Source organism: Micromonospora sp. 067-2 (assembly GCF_046549295.1).
Taxonomy (GTDB): Bacteria; Actinomycetota; Actinomycetes; order Mycobacteriales; family Micromonosporaceae; genus Micromonospora.
The window spans coordinates 81,368-98,023 of record NZ_JAJPWB010000004.1; the positions used below are offsets into that span (position 1 = coordinate 81,368).

At 73.5% G+C, this 16,656-nt stretch carries 9 protein-coding genes; 1 reads left to right on the forward strand and 8 read right to left on the reverse strand.

What is annotated here, in order from left to right:
* Positions 1-107: 107 nt before the first annotated feature.
* From ACLJN9_RS10170 to ACLJN9_RS10190, 5 genes are all read right to left on the reverse strand, one after another.
* Positions 108-665 carry a hypothetical protein gene (locus ACLJN9_RS10170; RefSeq protein WP_410810891.1) on the reverse strand — a complete coding sequence of 186 codons (558 nt, stop codon included), beginning with the start codon at positions 663-665 and terminating at the stop codon, positions 108-110.
* Positions 666-677: 12 nt separating this feature from the next.
* Positions 678-1,568: a hypothetical protein gene (locus ACLJN9_RS10175; RefSeq protein ID WP_410810893.1), complete on the reverse strand. Its 891-nt coding sequence runs from the start codon at positions 1,566-1,568 to the stop codon at positions 678-680.
* Between the two features lie 2 nt (positions 1,569-1,570).
* Positions 1,571-4,102: an FtsK/SpoIIIE domain-containing protein gene (locus ACLJN9_RS10180; protein WP_410810895.1), complete on the reverse strand. Its 2,532-nt coding sequence runs from the start codon at positions 4,100-4,102 to the stop codon at positions 1,571-1,573.
* Positions 4,103-4,186: 84 nt separating this feature from the next.
* Positions 4,187-6,880 carry a hypothetical protein gene (locus ACLJN9_RS10185; RefSeq protein ID WP_410810896.1) on the reverse strand — a complete coding sequence of 898 codons (2,694 nt, stop codon included), beginning with the start codon at positions 6,878-6,880 and terminating at the stop codon, positions 4,187-4,189.
* A gap of 143 nt (positions 6,881-7,023) precedes the next feature.
* On the reverse strand, positions 7,024-7,821 hold the full coding sequence (locus ACLJN9_RS10190) for an SGNH/GDSL hydrolase family protein (RefSeq protein WP_410810897.1): 798 nt from the start codon (positions 7,819-7,821) through the stop codon (positions 7,024-7,026).
* A gap of 194 nt (positions 7,822-8,015) precedes the next feature.
* On the opposite strand from ACLJN9_RS10190, the gene ACLJN9_RS10195 reads away from it, so the two are divergent.
* On the forward strand, positions 8,016-9,545 hold the full coding sequence (locus tag ACLJN9_RS10195) for a M1 family metallopeptidase (protein WP_410810898.1): 1,530 nt from the start codon (positions 8,016-8,018) through the stop codon (positions 9,543-9,545).
* Between the two features lie 112 nt (positions 9,546-9,657).
* On the opposite strand, the gene ACLJN9_RS10200 is transcribed toward ACLJN9_RS10195, so the two are convergent.
* The 3 genes from ACLJN9_RS10200 to gltB all read right to left on the reverse strand — a co-directional run bounded on the left by ACLJN9_RS10200 (position 9,658) and on the right by gltB (position 16,569).
* Positions 9,658-10,194: a hypothetical protein gene (locus ACLJN9_RS10200; protein ID WP_410810899.1), complete on the reverse strand. Its 537-nt coding sequence runs from the start codon at positions 10,192-10,194 to the stop codon at positions 9,658-9,660.
* A 134-nt stretch (positions 10,195-10,328) separates the two neighbouring features.
* Entirely contained in the window at positions 10,329-11,873 is a 1,545-nt protein-coding gene (locus tag ACLJN9_RS10205; RefSeq protein ID WP_410810900.1) for a glutamate synthase subunit beta, read from the reverse strand.
* The gene (gene gltB / locus ACLJN9_RS10210; RefSeq protein ID WP_410810901.1) at positions 11,866-16,569 is read right to left on the reverse strand and encodes a glutamate synthase large subunit; all 4,704 of its coding nucleotides are present in this window, start codon (positions 16,567-16,569) and stop codon (positions 11,866-11,868) included. Before gltB ends, ACLJN9_RS10205 begins: the two co-directional genes overlap by 8 nt.
* Positions 16,570-16,656: the final 87 nt, after the last annotated feature.

Genomic DNA, 16,656 nt, shown 5'->3' on the forward strand with positions numbered 1-16,656 from the left:
TCAATTCCACGGCGGATCTCAGCACGAGAGCGTGAGCGGCCGCAGATCTTGGACACTTACCGTTCCGCGATAACGGGAAGTGTCCAAGATCTAGCGGTCGGACCGCCTCACACGTTGATACCAACGGTCGGCGGCGAAAACGCGCAGCCCGTGGACGCCCTGCACCCACCCCTGGGCTCGCAGCACCAGAATGGCTTGCGGGACTGACGACGCGCACACCGGAGCACTCTTCGCGCCCGACTCAGGATGAGCAGGGAGCGACGATGGTGACCGATCCTTACGCGGCGCTGCGCGCCCTGCTGGCCGGGCGGCTGCGCGGCCACGAACGGCGGCTGCGGCGGTTCGCCGAGCCGGACTGGCGGCGGTACGCGGACCTGCTCGCCGGGGCTCTGCTGGTGGCGGTGCGGCGGCGGTTCGTCGCCGGGCAGGAGCGCGCGCCGGTGATCCGGTTCGTGGCGTCCGCCCGGGAACGCTACGACGCCACCGGGCTCGACGTCGACCCGGCGCTGGCCGAGGCGCTGGTCTGGGCGGCGCTCGGCGAACGACCAGCGGCGCCCGACGACGCGGCGGCGATCGTCGCGCGGACGGTCCTGCTGCTCGGCCTGCTGGAGGACGAGGGCCTCACCGAGGCGGACCGCGACGAGATCCTCGCGGCCGCCGCCCACGCCGCCGGCGACTCAGCGCAGGCTGCGAAACAGCAGCAGGTAGCCGCAGTAGCCGGCCGGGACCAGCAGGAAGCAGATCAGGAAACCCAGCGGCAGGTAGCGCGGCGGGGTGCCGGCGACCATGGCGGGCCTCCCCCACCGGCCGAGCACCAGGTACCCACCGAAGAACGCCAGCGCGGGCAGCCCCGCGCAGATCCACGCACCGAGGGTGAAGCCGTCGACCAGACCGACCCCGGAGGCGAGGACCAGGGTCAGCATGAGCACCCCGGCCGCGACCGCACAGCCGGCGTAGACGGCCACCGCCCGCGCCAACGGTGACCACGTCGGCAGCAGCGCCGGCCGCTGGGCCAGCAGCTCCGCCTGCTGCCCGTGCCGGTCGGCCTCGTCGGCCAGCCGCCGGGCCAGCTCCAACTCCACCGCCGGGTCCGCCGCAGCCGCGCGCTGCGCCGGCACCCCGGCGCCCGTCGGGCTCACCGCCGTCGGCAGCGCCAGCCGCGCCGCCCCCGCCGGCAGTTGGGGGTACGCCCCGACACCCGCCCGCCCCGACACGCCGGCTGCGCCGCCGGACACGCCGTCCCCCGATCCGGGCCCGGCAGCGGGGTGCCCCGACCCGGCCGAGCCCCCCGCCTGCCCCGACCAGGCCGAGCCCTCAGCCGGCCCCGACCCGGTGGCGGCGCCCGGCTGCCCGGGGCCGGTGGCAGGGGCGGTAGGGGGTTGGTCGATGCCGATGGCGCGGCCGAGTTGGTCGAGGCGGTGCCCCTGCGCGGTCAGTCGCTGGTGCAGGTAGTCGACGGCGGCGTGCAGGTCACGGCGGCGTTCGGACTCGGCCGCGGCGTCGCGTTCACCTGCTCGGCGCTGCTCGGCGAGTTGTCGGGCCAGCGCCGCGTACTCCTCGAAGGACACCGTCAGTGCTCCCCGTCCGGCTCGTGCTCATCGCGGGCGAACGGCACGATCAGCCGGATGCGCTGGTCGTGCCGGTCGATCAGCAGCGCCCGGTCGGCGCGCGGCGTGTAGGCCAGGTCGTGCATGCCGAGGTGCAGGGCCAGCTCGGTGCCGGGCACGTTGAGCGCGACGAGGCAGGCGATGTCGTCGCGGTTCTGCGTGCCGCCGAGGTCGTCGGCGAGCCGGCGCAGGCCGCGCCACCAGCCGAGCAGGTGCACCCCCTGGGCGGGGCCCTGGCGCAGCAGGGTGCGCAGGTCGTCGAGGCCGGAGCGGAAGGTGACCGGGTCGGCCGCTCCGAGCACCGGCGCGGCGGCGTCCATCCCGAACACCACCAGGTACTCGCGCCCGGCGGGCTCGGCGGCCAGCGTGGCGATGCGGTCGCGCAGCCCTGCGGCGTCGACGCGCTGCACCGGGTGGCCGGCGGCGCGCAGCGCGGTTTCGGTCTCGTCGGCGACCGGGTCGGCGGCGGTGACCAAGCAGGCCAGCAGGAACCGGGCGTCCCCGGCGACGTGCTGGCGGGCCAGGCTCAGCGCCGCGGCGCGCAGCACGTCCGCGCCGCCCGGTGTCGTGCCCACCACGGCGAGGTGCCGACCGGGGGTGGTGTCCATGAGGAACAGCGCGGTGGTGCCGTGCACGTCGACCGTCCGGCCGACCAGGGCCATCGGCCGTCGACCACCCGGGCGCAGCCCGGCGAAGGTGGGGTCGTCCTCGACCCGCGCCGCCGCGTACCCCTTGAAGACCGCCGGTGCGCGCGAACCCGGCGGGCGTGCCTGCCACAGCTCGTGGCGCAGCGCGGCGAGGTCGGCGGAGGCGGCGTGCGCGTCGGGGAAACGCACGACGGTGTCGGCGCCGACCGCGCCGGCGGCGGTGTTGACCACGGCGGAGCCGATCGGCAGGGCCGCTGCGGCGTCGTTGAGGGCGTCGAGCACCCCGCCGCCGCCGGGCAGCGCCACCCGCAGGGCGAACTGCCCGAAGATCGCCTCGGCCCGGCCGTAGAGGGCCTCGATGCCCGTCATGCTCTGGCTTGCCAACACCAGGTGTACGCCGTAGGAGCGGCCCTTGCGGGCCAGCTCCTCGAGCAGGTCGACGGCCTCGCGGGCCAGCGCGTCGTTGCCGGCGAGCAGGACGTGGAACTCGTCGATGACCGCCACGATGCGGGGCAACGGGTTGTCCCGGGGCAGGTCGGCGAGCTTCGTGACGCCGTGCCGCTTGAGGGCGGTGGCCCGGCGTTGCGCCTCCCGGCGCAGCTCGCGGAGAACGGCGAGGCCGTACTCGCGGTCGGACTCGATGCCGACGGCACGGGCGTGCGGCAGCCAGGACGGATCCCGACCGGTGGGCACGAACTCGGTGAAGCTCACGCCCTCCTTGAAGTCGAGCAGGTAGAGCTGCAGGTCGGCCGGGGAGTAGCGGGCGGCCAACCCGTAGAGGACGTCGAGGAGGAAGACCGTCTTGCCGGCGCCGGTGCGCCCGCCGACCAGCCAGTGCGGGGTGGCGTCATCGAAGGCGACGGCCAGCGGGGCGCGGCCGGCGCGCCCGATCACCGTCCGCAGACCGTTGCCGGCGGACTCGGCCCAACGACGCTCGGGCAGCAACTCGGCGAAGTGCACCGCGTCGGTGCGGCGGGCGGCGTCACCCAGGTGCTCGGCGAGGGCGCGCACCGAGGCCGGCGGCGGGTCGCCGTCGAGCAGCACCGGCGCGGCGAGACCGCTGCCGTCGGCGCTGAACGGAACGCCGGGCGGGTCGCCGACGTGCGCGTACCCCTCGTCCAGCCGGATCGCGGTGGTGCCACCCAGCGGCGGGGAGGTCTCCCCGGGCAGCCGGGACGGGTGGCCGGCGAGCAGCACGCAGACGGCGGCGGCCGGGCCGGCGTGGGTGAGCGCGGCGAGCCGGGCCAGCTCGCGCGGCGGCGGGGCGGCGGTGGCGACCACCACCAGCAGCTGTCGTGTGCCGGGCTCGGCGTGTTGCGCGGCGCGGGCGTGCCGCTCGGCGGCGTCCAGCAGCGCGACCACCTCGGCCTCGCCGGTCGCCGGCGCGTCGAGCACCCCGGCGTCGAGCAGCGGGCGCAGCGGGCCGAAGGTCGCCCCCAGCGCGGCGGTGTCGATGCCGGTGACCCGGACCTGCCCGGCCGGGGCGGTGGCGACCAGGCGCAGCACCAGCGCCCGCAGCAGACCGGCGACCCGAGGATCCCGGGCGTCGGTGTCCAGCGCCAGATGGTGACCACCGCCGAGCGGCACCAGCACCGGAAAGCCGCCGTCGGCAGTGGATGCCTCACCGACCCGGACCGGGGCCGGCGCGTCGGTCAACGGTGTGGCACCGGGGGTGGGGGTGGCCAGGGCGCCGCCGACGCGTGCCAGCCGGGCCACCAGCTCGTCGGCGCCGACCGGCGTGACGGGGACCGGTGCCGTGCCGAGCGCACCCCGGGCGGTGTCGAGGTGTGCCCGGGCCGCCCGGTGGGAGCTGACCGCCTGCCCGTACGCCGACGCGAGCCTGCCCACCCTCTGCCCCCAACGCCAACGGCCGCCTGGTCCCAGGAACCCTAACGGACACCGGTGACAACCGGACAGTCCTGCGTGGACGTGTCACACCCGACCACACGCCGCCGGGCCGGGCCGGTCGGCCACCCCGCAGCGGAACACCTCCACCGGCGCCGTCGCCACGTCGGGCACCTGCTCCACCCGCATCAGGGCCAGCCGCTTGTCGACCGGCTCCCCCGAGTCGGGAGTGAACTGGATCAGCCCGGCCACCCCCGGGTAGCCGTTGCCGGCGTTCTGCCGGAGCACCTCGGCGTGCACGCCGACCGGGTTGACCGAGGTCGGCTCCCAGCGCTGGCGCGGGTCGGCGTGGTGCAGCCGGGCGGCGAGGCTCTCCACCGCGCGGACCATCATCATGGACGCGTCGTAGGCGAGGCTGACCCGTTCACCGACCGGCTGACCGGTCTCCGGACGGCAGCGCGGCGGGTCGAGCAGGTCGTCGGCCTGGATCCAGGCCAGGAAACTCGCCCGGGCGTCGTCGCGCCGGCCCTGGGCCGCGCGCAGCGCCTCGCAGGTGGCCAGGGCGGCCTTGGAGACGTACGTGACCGGCAGGTTGCCGGGCGCGGCGGCCCGCAGCCCGGGGTTGGCCATGTAGCGGTTCGCCGAGTCGTCGGCGACCAGGTGTCGGGGCGGGTCGTCGCCGCACTCCCGCAACGCCCGCAGGAACCCGTCGAACTCCGACCACCGGCCGGCGTAGAAGAGCAGGCCGGAGTATCCGCACTCGGTGGTCAGCCGCTGCCCGGTACGCCACTCGTCGAGGCGCTTGACCCGGGCACCGAACCGCTGCCGGAGCCCGTCGACGAGGGTGCCCACGTACAGGTCCTCGGTGAGCGAGCTGCCCTCCAGCGTCGTGTAGTAGATGTGCGCCTCATCGACCTTCAACACCTGCTGGGCGTACGCGTCGACCATCTTCACCTGGTCCGCGTTGGGCGCGGAGATCTGCAGGTAGAGCCGGGAGTTGGCGTCCATCCGGTCGGCCGACAGGGTGGGGGCCAGCACCGGAAGCCCGACCTGGTTCAGCTCGCGCAGTGCGCGGGCGGTGCTGGTGCGGCTCTCCACCAGCCCGACCACCCCGAGGATCGTGGGATCGTCGCGGGCCAGCTCGGCCAGCATCGCCACGGCCCGATCGGCGTAGCGCATCTGCCGGCCGCCGTTGGCCACCACGATCCGCAGCAGCGCCGCGCCGTCGGCGCCCGCCGACTCCTTGAGCAGCGCGTGCTGGGCAGTGGCCATGCCCTCCAGTTCCTCCCGCTCGGAGACGTACGACTCCTCGTCGGCGCGGGTCCGGTTGCCGGTCAGGGTGCCCAGGTAGACCAGGGTGAGGAAGGGCCGACGCCGGTCGCTGCGCTGCCAGACCTCCTCGGCGGCGCGGTTCTGGGCGAAGATGCGCCGCTGGATGGTCCGCAGCCGCTCCTGGCCGGGGTCGTTGTTGAACACCTGTGCCGCGCTGTCGCTGTAGCCGATGCACTCGCCGCCGACCTTCACGACGGAAATCTCGCCGCCGGTGAGCGGGGGGTGGCAACCCGGCCCCCACCGGCTGCCCACCCACGCGCCACCCGCGGCCAGCAGCACCAGGCACAGCGCCGCCGGCAGGAAGCGCCGCGACCACCAGGGCGGGTCGGGCGCGGAGAACGGTCGCACGCCGCCCCTCGACGGCGGACCCGTGTCGGTGTCGTCGGGGCGCAGCGCCACGAGCCACGCGCCGGTGCGGCGCAGCCGCCGCATCTCCGGCAGCGCCTCGGCCCACTCGCCGTACGCCTCCTCCGCGTCGGTCAACGGGTGCGGCTCGGGCAGTTCCGGCGGGGGTCGCCCGCCGGCCACGACGATCAGCAGCGGGTCGTTGCGGCCGGTCTCGGTGCGGACGTCGCCGACCAGGCGGACCAGTTCCCCGCCGACGTTGCCCGGGGCCACGTGGTCGAGCAGCAGCGCCGGGTACGCGGTGCGCCGCCAGTCCGACGGGCGCCACGGCCGACGCCGGTACGCCTGCCGCAGGTCCTCCAGAAACGCGTGCAGCAGCAGTTTGTTGACCTGGTCGGGCTGCTCGCCGTCGCGCCAGCCGGCGGTGAGCCGCTCGGCGAAGCCGAGGAAGGTGACCGACTGCCGGGGCGCCAGATACTGCTGGCGCATGAACCAGTTGTAGTGCCGTCCGAGCACCGGCACCCGGCCGGAGACGGCGGCCCGGAAGACCACCCCCGGCACGGCGCGGCGGACCAGCCAGAGCAGCACCTGCGAGACGATGCTGACCGCGTCGCCACCGGCGGGCACCGGCTCGGCCGTACGCGGGCCCCGGCGGTCGCGCAGCCGGCGTACCAGGGCGGCTCGGCTGTCGTCGGCCTCCGTGCCGAGACTGAGGCTCTGGTGCATCAGCCAGTCGGCGAGGGGGTAGTGCCGGAAGCGCAGCCGGGCGGCGCCGAACGCCTCCAGGGAGAGCTGACGGTGCAGCTCACGCAGCAGCGCCGGCACGTCCCCGGCACCCGGCGGCGCGTCGGCGTCCAGCACGCCGTGCGGCACCCGCCGTCGGGGGCCCTGGCCGAGGAATCGGCGCAGCGGCACCATGAGATCCGGGGTGTCGGAGCGGACCAGCCAGATCAGCGGCAGTCGGCGGTCACCGCGGCGGGGTCGCCGCAGCAGCCGCGCGAGCAACGCGAAGAACTCCAGCCCACCGGCCGGCAGCAGGTCCCGACCGCCGGTCGACTGTCTCTGGCCGATCAACTCCCGCTTGTGGACCTCCGACCGTCGCACGCGTCACCTCCGATTCCACTCAGTGTGACGCACCGCGCACAACGACGGAGGCCGGCCGGCGGCCGGGCGCCCACAGGGGACGCTCGACCGCCGGCCGGTTCGGGTAGGACGGCGCGGACCGCCTCAGCTCGTCCCAGCTGACCTCAGCCGGTGACCGCGTTCAGCGCCGGCAGGTAGCCGTAGCGGTAGCCGTCGGCGTCCGGGTGGTACGCCTCGACGATGCCGCTGACGTCGTTGATCCAGGGGTCGCCGGCGCAGACGCCGTGCCCGGCGAAGTAGGGCCGGGTGTCGGCGAAGGTCGCGCCGGCCGCGTTGGCCCGGCCGGCGGTGACCGAGGCGAGCACGTCGGCGGCCTCGTTGAGGATGGTGCGCTTGTAGGTGCTCATCGCCAACCAGCCGCAGGAGGTCGTCTCGAACAGTCGCGGGTAACCGAGGACGATGAGCCGGGCGTTCGGTGCCCGGTCGCGGATGGCGGCGTAGGTGGCGTCGAGCCGGCCGGGCAGTGTCGTGGTGGCGAAGGTCTTGGCGGTGTTGACGGCGTTGGTGCAGGACGAGGTGCTGCCGAACCGGCAGCTGGTGATCACGTCGGCGAAGCCGGCGTCGTTGCCGCCGATGGTGATGGTCACCAGGGTGGTGCTGGCGCTGAGGGCACTGACCTGGCTGTTGAGCACGTCGGCGGTGACCGCGCCACCGCAGGCCGGGAACCGGAAGCTGGTCACGCCGTGGGCGGCCGCCCAGAGCGGGGCGTACGACTTCTGGCTGCGCAGGCAGGTGGACCAGTCGTACGGGCCGGCGCCGACACCGGAGGAGTACGAGTCGCCGAGCGCGACGTAGTTGACGGCGGCGGCCTGGGCGGTGCCGGGGACGAGCACGGCCCCGAGGGCGGCGGAGCAGAGGGCGACCAGCGCGGCAAGGGCGCGGGCCAGCGGGCGGTGGGGCATGACGGACCTCCACAGGACAGGGGTGGTGGGATCCTGTGACCGCGCGCGTGGCCAGGGGTTGTTACTAGTCGGTAATAGTATCGAAACAGATAGATCAAAGGAATAGCTCGACCTGGACGCGCGGCGGGTCGGCGACGTTCACAGTTGTCGATTAGGTTTGCGGTGCGAACACCCCGATGGAGGGAGTCCACCTCGTGCGACGAGTCCTCACGGCGGCCACCGCCGCCCTGACCCTCACCACCGCCGGCACCATGCTCGCCGGCACCCCTGGCCAGGCCGCCCCGACGGGCTGGGGCCGGCCCACCGTCACGGTCGCCCCGCAACCCGGCGCGCCCGGCCTGGGCGACAGCTACTTCCCCGACTACGGCAACGGCGGCTACGACGTCTCGCACTACGACGTCCGGCTCCGCTACGACCCGGCCACCGACCGACTCACCGGCACCACCACCATCCTCGCCACCGCCACACAGGACCTCTCCCGGTTCAACCTCGACTTCCTGCTCGACGTCGAGTCCGTACGGGTCAACGGCTGGGTGGCGAGCACCAGCACCGAGGGCACACACGAACTGGTGGTCACCCCGGCCCGTACGGTGACCCGGGGCCAGCAGCTCACCATCGTGGTGCGCTACGACGGCATCCCGTCGGAGACCCTGGTCGGTGGCTACACCGGCTGGACGCGCACCGACGACGGGGCCCTCGCGGTCAACGAGCCCGAGGCGGCGTGGTGGTGGTTCCCGAGCAACGACCACCCACTGGACAAGGCCACCTTCGACATCTCCGTGTCGGTGCCCACCGGTGTCGAGGTGATCAGCAACGGTGTGCAGCCCCGGCCGCCGCTGGCCGAGGCCGGCAACCGCACCCGGTGGATCTGGCGGACCACCTCACCCACCGCCACCTACCTGGCCTTTGTGGCCATCGGCCAGTACGACATCGTCACCGACACCACGCCGGGCGGCCAGCCGGTGATCAACGCGTACAGCACCTCGCTGGGCGCGCTCGGGCCGGCCGCGCGGGCCAGCATCGAGCGGACCGCCGAGATCGTCGACTGGGAGAGCGGGATCTTCGGCCCGTACCCGTTCGAGGCGCGGGGCGGCGTGGCCGGGCCGGTCGACGGCATCGGCTTCGCGCTGGAGACGCAGACCCGACCGGTGTACGGCCCGGGCTTCTGGCGGCGCGGCGCCAACACGTACGTGGTGGTGCACGAGAACGGCCACCAGTGGTTCGGCGACTCGGTCTCGGTGGCCGACTGGCGCAACATCTGGCTCAACGAGGGTTTCGCCTCGTACGCCGAGTGGCTCTGGTCGGAGGAGCAGGGCGAGGGCACCGCCCAGGAGGTGTTCGACTTCACCTACGCCAGCTACCCGGCGGACTCGGGTTTCTGGCAGGTGCTGCCCGGTGACCCGGGCGCCAGCCGGGTCTTCGACGACGCCGTCTACGACCGGGGCGCCATGACGCTGCACCAGCTGCGGCTGGCGGTCGGCGACGACGCGTTCTTCGAGATCCTGCCGGCCTGGACCGCCGAGCACCGCTATGGCAACGGCACCATCGAGCAGTTCCAGGCCCTCGCGGAGCGGATCTCCGGACTGGACCTGGACGAGCTGTTCACCACCTGGCTCTTCACCGCCGGCCGGCCCGACGTGGCCTCGGCCGCGCGCAAGGCCGCACCGCCGACCGAGCCGAAGTCCTGGGCCAAGATCCGTGAGGCCCACGAACTGTTGCACTGAGCACCGACACGAGCCGGGAGGCCCGCTGCCCATGGGTGGCGGGCCTCCCGTCGTCGGCGCTGCCGCCCGCGCTGACGCTTCCGCCCGGACGGGCCGACTCAGCTCGCGCGATTCAGCTCGCCTGCGCGGGGAGGCGAGACGCCTGGCCCGCGCCGGTCGCCTCGGCCGCGTTCGTCTCGACGGCACGGATGTGCCGGTAGGCGAACCAGAGCGGCGGGAACGCCCCCACGGCGAAGGAGATGTCGATCAGCGTCCAGAACCACGGGATCTCCCGGATCGGGCCGCAGATCAGCGCCAGCGGGATGATGCCCGCGCAGGCGATCATGCCGACCTGCACCACCCAGACGTTGCGCACCGGGTCACGAACGGGCCCCCAGAAGGCCACCGCGAGCACCAGGTGGGCGAACGCCAACCAGTCGGTGCCGTAGAGCAGGAACGGGTAGTCCGCGCCGGCGGTGACCAGACCGGTGTGGACCCGCTCGATCCAGTCGACCAGTGCCGGCAGTTGGCCGGCGAGCGGATCCAGCGCCCGCAGCAGCCAGCGCACCTCGATCTCGAGCGGGAACGCGGTGGCTCCGCTCAGGAACAGCCCAACCAGTACGACCCACAGCCACCGGCGGGCCCGCCGCAGGCGCTCTTCGACGTCCATGACCGCAGCGTAACGATGATCTTCGCATCGTTCTGTCCGGTGGGACGACCACGCCGGGTGACCGCTGTCTCAGTTGGACGCCGAGCGGCCGGCGGGCCACCCGAGGCGGCCCGCCGTGAACCGTGTCCGTCCGATCAGCGAGCGGCGAGAGGTTGCCGAGCCGGGTCCACCGGCGCGGGCAGCGCGCCCACCCCGCCCAGATAGCCGTGGATGGCCGCAGCCGCCGCACGCCCCTCGGCGATGGCCCAGACGATCAGGGACGCGCCCCGGTGCATGTCACCGGCGACGAACACTCCGTCGGCGTCGGCCTGCCAGTCGTCGCGGGCGTCGACGGCGCCCCGAGGATTCCGGGTCACGCCGAACTGCGCCAGCAGCGGCTGCTCCTCGGTGCCCTCGAAACCGATCGCCAGCAGCACCAGGTCCGCCGGGATCTCCCGCTCCGAACCGGGCAGCACGGTGACCGTCCGCCGGCCGTCGCGCTTCTCCACCGTCACCTCGGCGATCCGCACCGCTCGTACCTGCCCGGTGCCGTCGTCGACGAACTCCTGCACCGCCACGGCGAAGACCCGCTCGCCGCCCTCCTCGTGCGCCGGGTAACTGCGCAGCACCCACGGCCAGGTCGGCCACGGGTCCCGGGCCTCGTCGCGCTCCTGCGGCGGCTGCGGGTACAGGTCGAGCTGGTGGACGCCGGCCGCGCCCTGCCGGTGCGCCACGCCGAGGCAGTCGGCCGCGGTGTCACCACCTCCGATGATCACGACGTGCTTACCGGCCGCGTCGATCGGTGTGCCGTCCGGCAGCACGGCACGAGCCGCCCGGCCCTCGCCGGTCGTCGTGACGCCGGGCTGGTCGGCGGCCGCGGCGGCGACCGCGCGGTTCGCCGCGACCAGATGCGACATCGCCTGGTGTACGCCCCGCAGCGCCCGACCCGGAGTCTCCGGGCTGTCCCGGCCCTGCAACGCGCCGCAGGCCAGCAACACCGCGTCATGCTCGGCGCGCACCTGCTCGGCGGTGACGTCCACCCCGACGTTCACCCCGGTGCGGAAGCGCACCCCCTCGGCGGTCAACTGCGCCAGCCGGGCGTCGATGTGGCGCTTCTCCAACTTGAAGTCGGGGATTCCGTACCGGAGCAGGCCGCCGATCGCGTCGTCACGCTCGTACACCGTCACCGCGTGACCGGCGCGGACCAACTGCTGGGCGGCGGCCAGGCCGGCCGGCCCGGAACCGATCACGGCGACCGACCGGCCGGACGGCGCCGGCACCGGACGGGGAGCGAAGCCCCGTGCCGCCGCCGCGTCGGCGATCTCCACCTCGATCTGCTTGATCGTCACAGGCTGGCCGCCGGCGATGCCCAGCACGCAGGCCGCCTCGCAGGGCGCCGGGCAGAGCCGGCCGGTGAACTCCGGGAAGTTGTTGGTGGCGTGCAACGACTCCACCGCGGCGTCCCAGTTGCCGGTACGGACCAGGTCGTTCCAGTCCGGGATGCGGTTGCCCAGCGGGCAGCCGGCCGTGTCGCTGTGGCAGAACGGGATGCCGCAGTCCATACAGCGGGTGGCCTGCTCGCGGATGAGCTCCTCGCCGGCCGACGGGTACACCTCACGCCAGTCGCTGATCCGCACCGACACCGGACGGCGCGCCGGCAGTCGCCGGTCGTAGCGCAGGAAACCGTTCGGGTCAGGCACGAGCCACCTCCTGGGCAGCCGCCCGCGGGGCGGGCGGCAGCGGCGCGGCCGGCACGCTGAGTGCGCTCATCACCGCGTCGTCGACGTCGCGGCCGGCGGCTTCGGCGGCTCGCATGATCTCCATGACCCGGCGGTAGTCGCGGGGCACCACCGCGGTGAACTCGGCCAGCGCGTCGGGCCACCGCTTGAGCAGCTCCTCGGCGACCGCCGACCCGGTCTCGGCCACGTGCCGCTGGACCAACTCGTGCAGCAGCGTCTGCTCCTGCTCGCCCAGCGGCGCGAGGTCCACCAGCTCCGCGTTGACCCGAGCCCGGTCCACCTGGTGCACGAACGCCGTGCCGCCGGACATCCCGGCGGCGAAGTTGCGGCCGGTCGCGCCGAGCACCACCACCGTCCCACCGGTCATGTACTCGCAACCGTGGTCACCCACACCCTCGACCACGGCGACCGCGCCGGAGTTGCGCACCGCGAACCGCTCCCCCACCCGACCGCGCAGGAAGACCTCGCCGGCGGTGGCGCCGTACAGGATGGTGTTGCCGGCGATGATCTGGTCCTCGGCCCGCTGCCCCGGCTCGGCGTCGGCGTCGAGGAACGGCGCGGCGGCGTCCGGACGGACGACGATCCGCCCGCCGGACAGGCCCTTGCCCACGTAGTCGTTGGCGTCGCCGTGCAGCCGCAGGGTCACCCCGCGCGGCAGGAACGCGCCGAACGACTGCCCCGCGGTGCCGTGCAGCACGAACTCGATGGTGTCGTCGGGCAGACCGCCGCCGCCGTAGCGGCGGGTCACCTCGCCGCCGAGCATCGCGCCGACGCTGCGGTGCTCGTTGCGCACCGCCACTTCGACCCGCACCGGCGCCGCATCGGAGAGCGCCGGACGGGCCAGCGCGATCAGCTCGTTGTCCAGGGCGTGCTCCAGGCCGTGATCCTGCGCGCGCACCCCCCGCCGGGCGGCGCCGGCGGGCAGCTCCGGCAGATGGAGTACGGGGGCCAGGTCGAGCCCGGACGCCTTCCAGTGCGCCACCGCCGGGGCGACGTCGAGCAGCTCGGTCTGCCCGATCGCCTCCTCGATCGAGGAGAAGCCCAGCTCGGCCAGGTATCCCCGGACCTCCTCGGCGAGGAACAGGAAGAAGTTCTCCACGAACTCCGGGCGGCCGGTGAACCGCTCCCGCAGCACCGGGTTCTGGGTGGCGATGCCCACCGGGCAGGTGTCCAGGTGACAGACCCGCATCATCACGCAACCGGCGACGATCAGCGGCGCGGTCGCGAAGCCGAACTCCTCCGCGCCGAGCAACGCCGCGACCAGCACGTCCCGGCCGGTCTTGAGCTGGCCGTCGACCTGCACGGTGACCCGGTCGCGCAGCTTGTTGAGCAGCAGCGTCTGCTGCGCCTCGGCAAGCCCCAGCTCCCACGGGGTGCCGGCGTGCTTGAGCGAGTTCATCGGGGAGGCGCCCGTGCCGCCGTCGTGACCGGAGATCAGGATGACGTCGGCCTTGAGCTTGGCGACGCCCGCCGCCACGGTGCCCACGCCGACCTCGCTGACCAGCTTGACGTGCACCCGGGCGGCCGGGTTGACGCACTTCAGGTCGTGCACCAGCTGGGCGAGGTCCTCGATGGAGTAGATGTCGTGGTGCGGCGGCGGGGAGATCAGGCCGACGCCCGGGGTGGCGTGCCGGGTCCGGGCGATCCACGGCCAGACCTTGTTGCCGGGCAGTTGACCACCCTCGCCCGGCTTGGCACCCTGGGCCATCTTGATCTGGATGTCGTCGGCGTTGACCAGGTATTCGCTGGTGACACCGAACCGGCCGCTGGCGATCTGCTTGACCGCGGAACGGCGGGCCGGGTCGTGCAATCGCTCGACGTCCTCGCCGCCCTCGCCGGTGTTGGACTTGCCGCCGAGCCGGTTCATCGCGATGGCGAGCGTCTCGTGCGCCTCCGCGGAGATCGACCCGTACGACATGGCGCCGGTGGCGAACCGCTTGACGATCTCGGTGGCCGGCTCGACGTCCTCGATCGGCACCGCCGGACGGACCCCGGTCCGTAGGGTGAACAGCCCGCGCAGCGAGCCGGCCTGCGCGGCGAGCGCGTCGACCTTCGCCGTGTACTGCCGGAAGACGTCGTACTGCCGGCTGCGGGTGGCGTGCTGGAGTAGGAAGACCGTCTCCGGGTTGAACAGGTGCAGCTCACCCTCGCGGCGCCACTGGTACTCGCCGCCGACCTCCAGCCGGTCGGACGCGGGGGTGCCCGCCGGCGGCCACGCCAGCGCGTGCCGGGCGGCGACCTCGGTGTGCACGCCGGCCAGCCCCACCCCGCCGATCCGGCTGGGGGTGCCCCGGAAGTAGCGCTCGACCAGCCTGCTGTCCAGGCCGACCGCCTCGAAGACCTGCGCACCGCAGTACGACGAGACCGTCGAGATGCCCATCTTCGACATGATCTTCAGAACGCCCTTGCCGAGCGCCTTGGCGTAGTTCCGCACGGCGGCCGCCGGCTGCACGCCCGCCAGGGTGCCCGTGGAGATCATGTCCTCCACCGACTCGAAGGCCAGGTACGGGTTGACCGCCGCCGCGCCGTAGCCGATCAGCACCGCCGCGTGGTGCACCTCGCGGCAGTCGCCGGACTCCACGATCAGCGCTGCCCGGGTACGGGTCTGCTCGCGCACCAGGTGCTGGTGCACGGCGGCGGTGAGCAGCAGGGACGGGATCGGTGCCAGGTCGGCGGTGGAGTCCCGGTCGGAGAGCACCAGGATGCGGACGCCGTCCTCGATCGCCTCGGAGACGTGCCGACAGATCTCGGTGAGCCGCGCCTTGAGCCCGGCGGCGCCCTCCCGGATGCGGTACAGCCCGGACACCCGGACCGCCTTGAAGCCGGGCAGATCGCCGTCCTCGTCGATGGAGAGGATCTTCGCCAGCTCGTCGTTGTCGATCACCGGGTGCGGCAGCACGATCTGCCGACAGCTCGCCGCGCCCGGATCGAGCAGGTTGCCCTCCGGCCCGATGGTCGACGCCAGGCTGGTCACCAGCTCCTCACGGATCGCGTCCAGTGGAGGGTTGGTGACCTGGGCGAAGAGCTGGTGGAAGTAGTCGTAGAGCAGCCGTGGCCGGGTGGACAACGGCGAGATCGGAGTGTCCGTGCCCATCGAGCCGAGCGGCTCGGCGCCGGTACGGGCCATCGGCGCGAGCAGGATCTTCAGCTCCTCCTCGGTGTAGCCGAAGGTCTGCTGGCGACGGCGGACCGAGTCGTGGGTGTAGACGGTGTGCTCACGGGCGGGCAGGTCGTCCAGCTCGATGAGCCCAGCGTGCAGCCACTCGCCGTACGGCCGCGCGGCCGCCAACTCGGACTTGACCTCCTCGTCGTGCACGATCCGGCCGGCGACGGTGTCGACCAGGAACATCCTGCCCGGCTGGAGCCGGCCCTTGGCGACCACCCGGGCCGGGTCGAGGTCGAGCACGCCCGCCTCGGAACCGAGCACCACGAGGCCGTCGTCGGTCTGCCACCAGCGCCCCGGGCGGAGCCCGTTGCGGTCCAGTACCGCACCGACGACCTCGCCGTCGGTGAAGGCCACCGACGCCGGCCCGTCCCACGGCTCCATGAGGCTGGCGTGGAAGCGGTAGAAGGCTCGCTTGTCCGGCTGCATGCCGGGGTCGTTCTCCCACGCCTCGGGGATCATCATGAGCACCGCGTGCGGCAGGCTCCGCCCGGCCAGGTGCAGCAGCTCCAGGACCTCGTCGAAGTTCGCCGAGTCGGAGGCGCCGGGGGTGCAGACCGGAAAGACACGCCGGATGTTGCCCGGCACGTTCGGCGAGCGCAGGAGCGCCTCGCGGGCCTGCATCCAGTTGCGGTTGCCACGGATCGTGTTGATCTCGCCGTTGTGGGCGATGAACCGGTACGGATGGGCGAGGGGCCAGGACGGGAACGTGTTGGTGGAGAACCGGGAGTGCACCAGCGCGATCGCGCTGTCCACCCGCTCGTCGCGCAGGTCCGGATAGAACGCGGGCAGCTGGTCGGGGGTGAGCATCCCCTTGTAGACCATCGTGCGGCTGGACAACGACGGGAAGTATGCCGGCACACCCCGCTCGGCGGTCTCCCGCTCGGCCTGCTTGCGCAGGCAGAACGCCACCCGGTCCAGCTCGACACCGCTCAGCGCGGAACCGGCCGGGCCGTCAGGTGCGTCGGTGAGCCGGTGCGCGGCCAGGAAGAGCTGCCGCACCCGGGGCATCGCCGCCAGGGCGGTCTCGCCGAGCCCGTCCGGGTCGGTCGGCACGTCCCGCCAGCCGAGCAGGTCAGCCCCCTCGACCAGCGCGTACTTCTCCACGACCCGGCGGGCGCGGGCCTCGGCGGCGTCGTCGTCGGGCAGGAAGACCAGGCCGGTGGCGTACTCGCCGACCGGAGGCAGCGCGACGCCGGCCACCGCACGCAGGAACGCGTCCGGAACCTGGATCATGATGCCCGCGCCGTCGCCGGTGTTGGGCTCCGCGCCGCGGGCACCCCGGTGGTCCAGCCGGCAGAGCGCGCCGAGCCCGTTGGCGACCACCGAGTGCGAGCGTCGACCGTGCAGGTCCGCCACGAAGGCCACCCCGCAGGCGTCGTGCTCCTGGGCCGGGTCGTAGAGGCCCTGGGCGGGCGGGCGGGGGCCGGGCGTCGGGGACGCTGGCGGGCTGTGCGGGTACGGCTGTGCGTTGTGCGGGTACGACTGAGCCACCGGGCCTCCTGTCGTCACTCAGGTTGGTTCGTGGTGGGGACGACGTCGGCCCGTGGGTCTATTGAGTCTACGTTAGGGCGAGGGGCG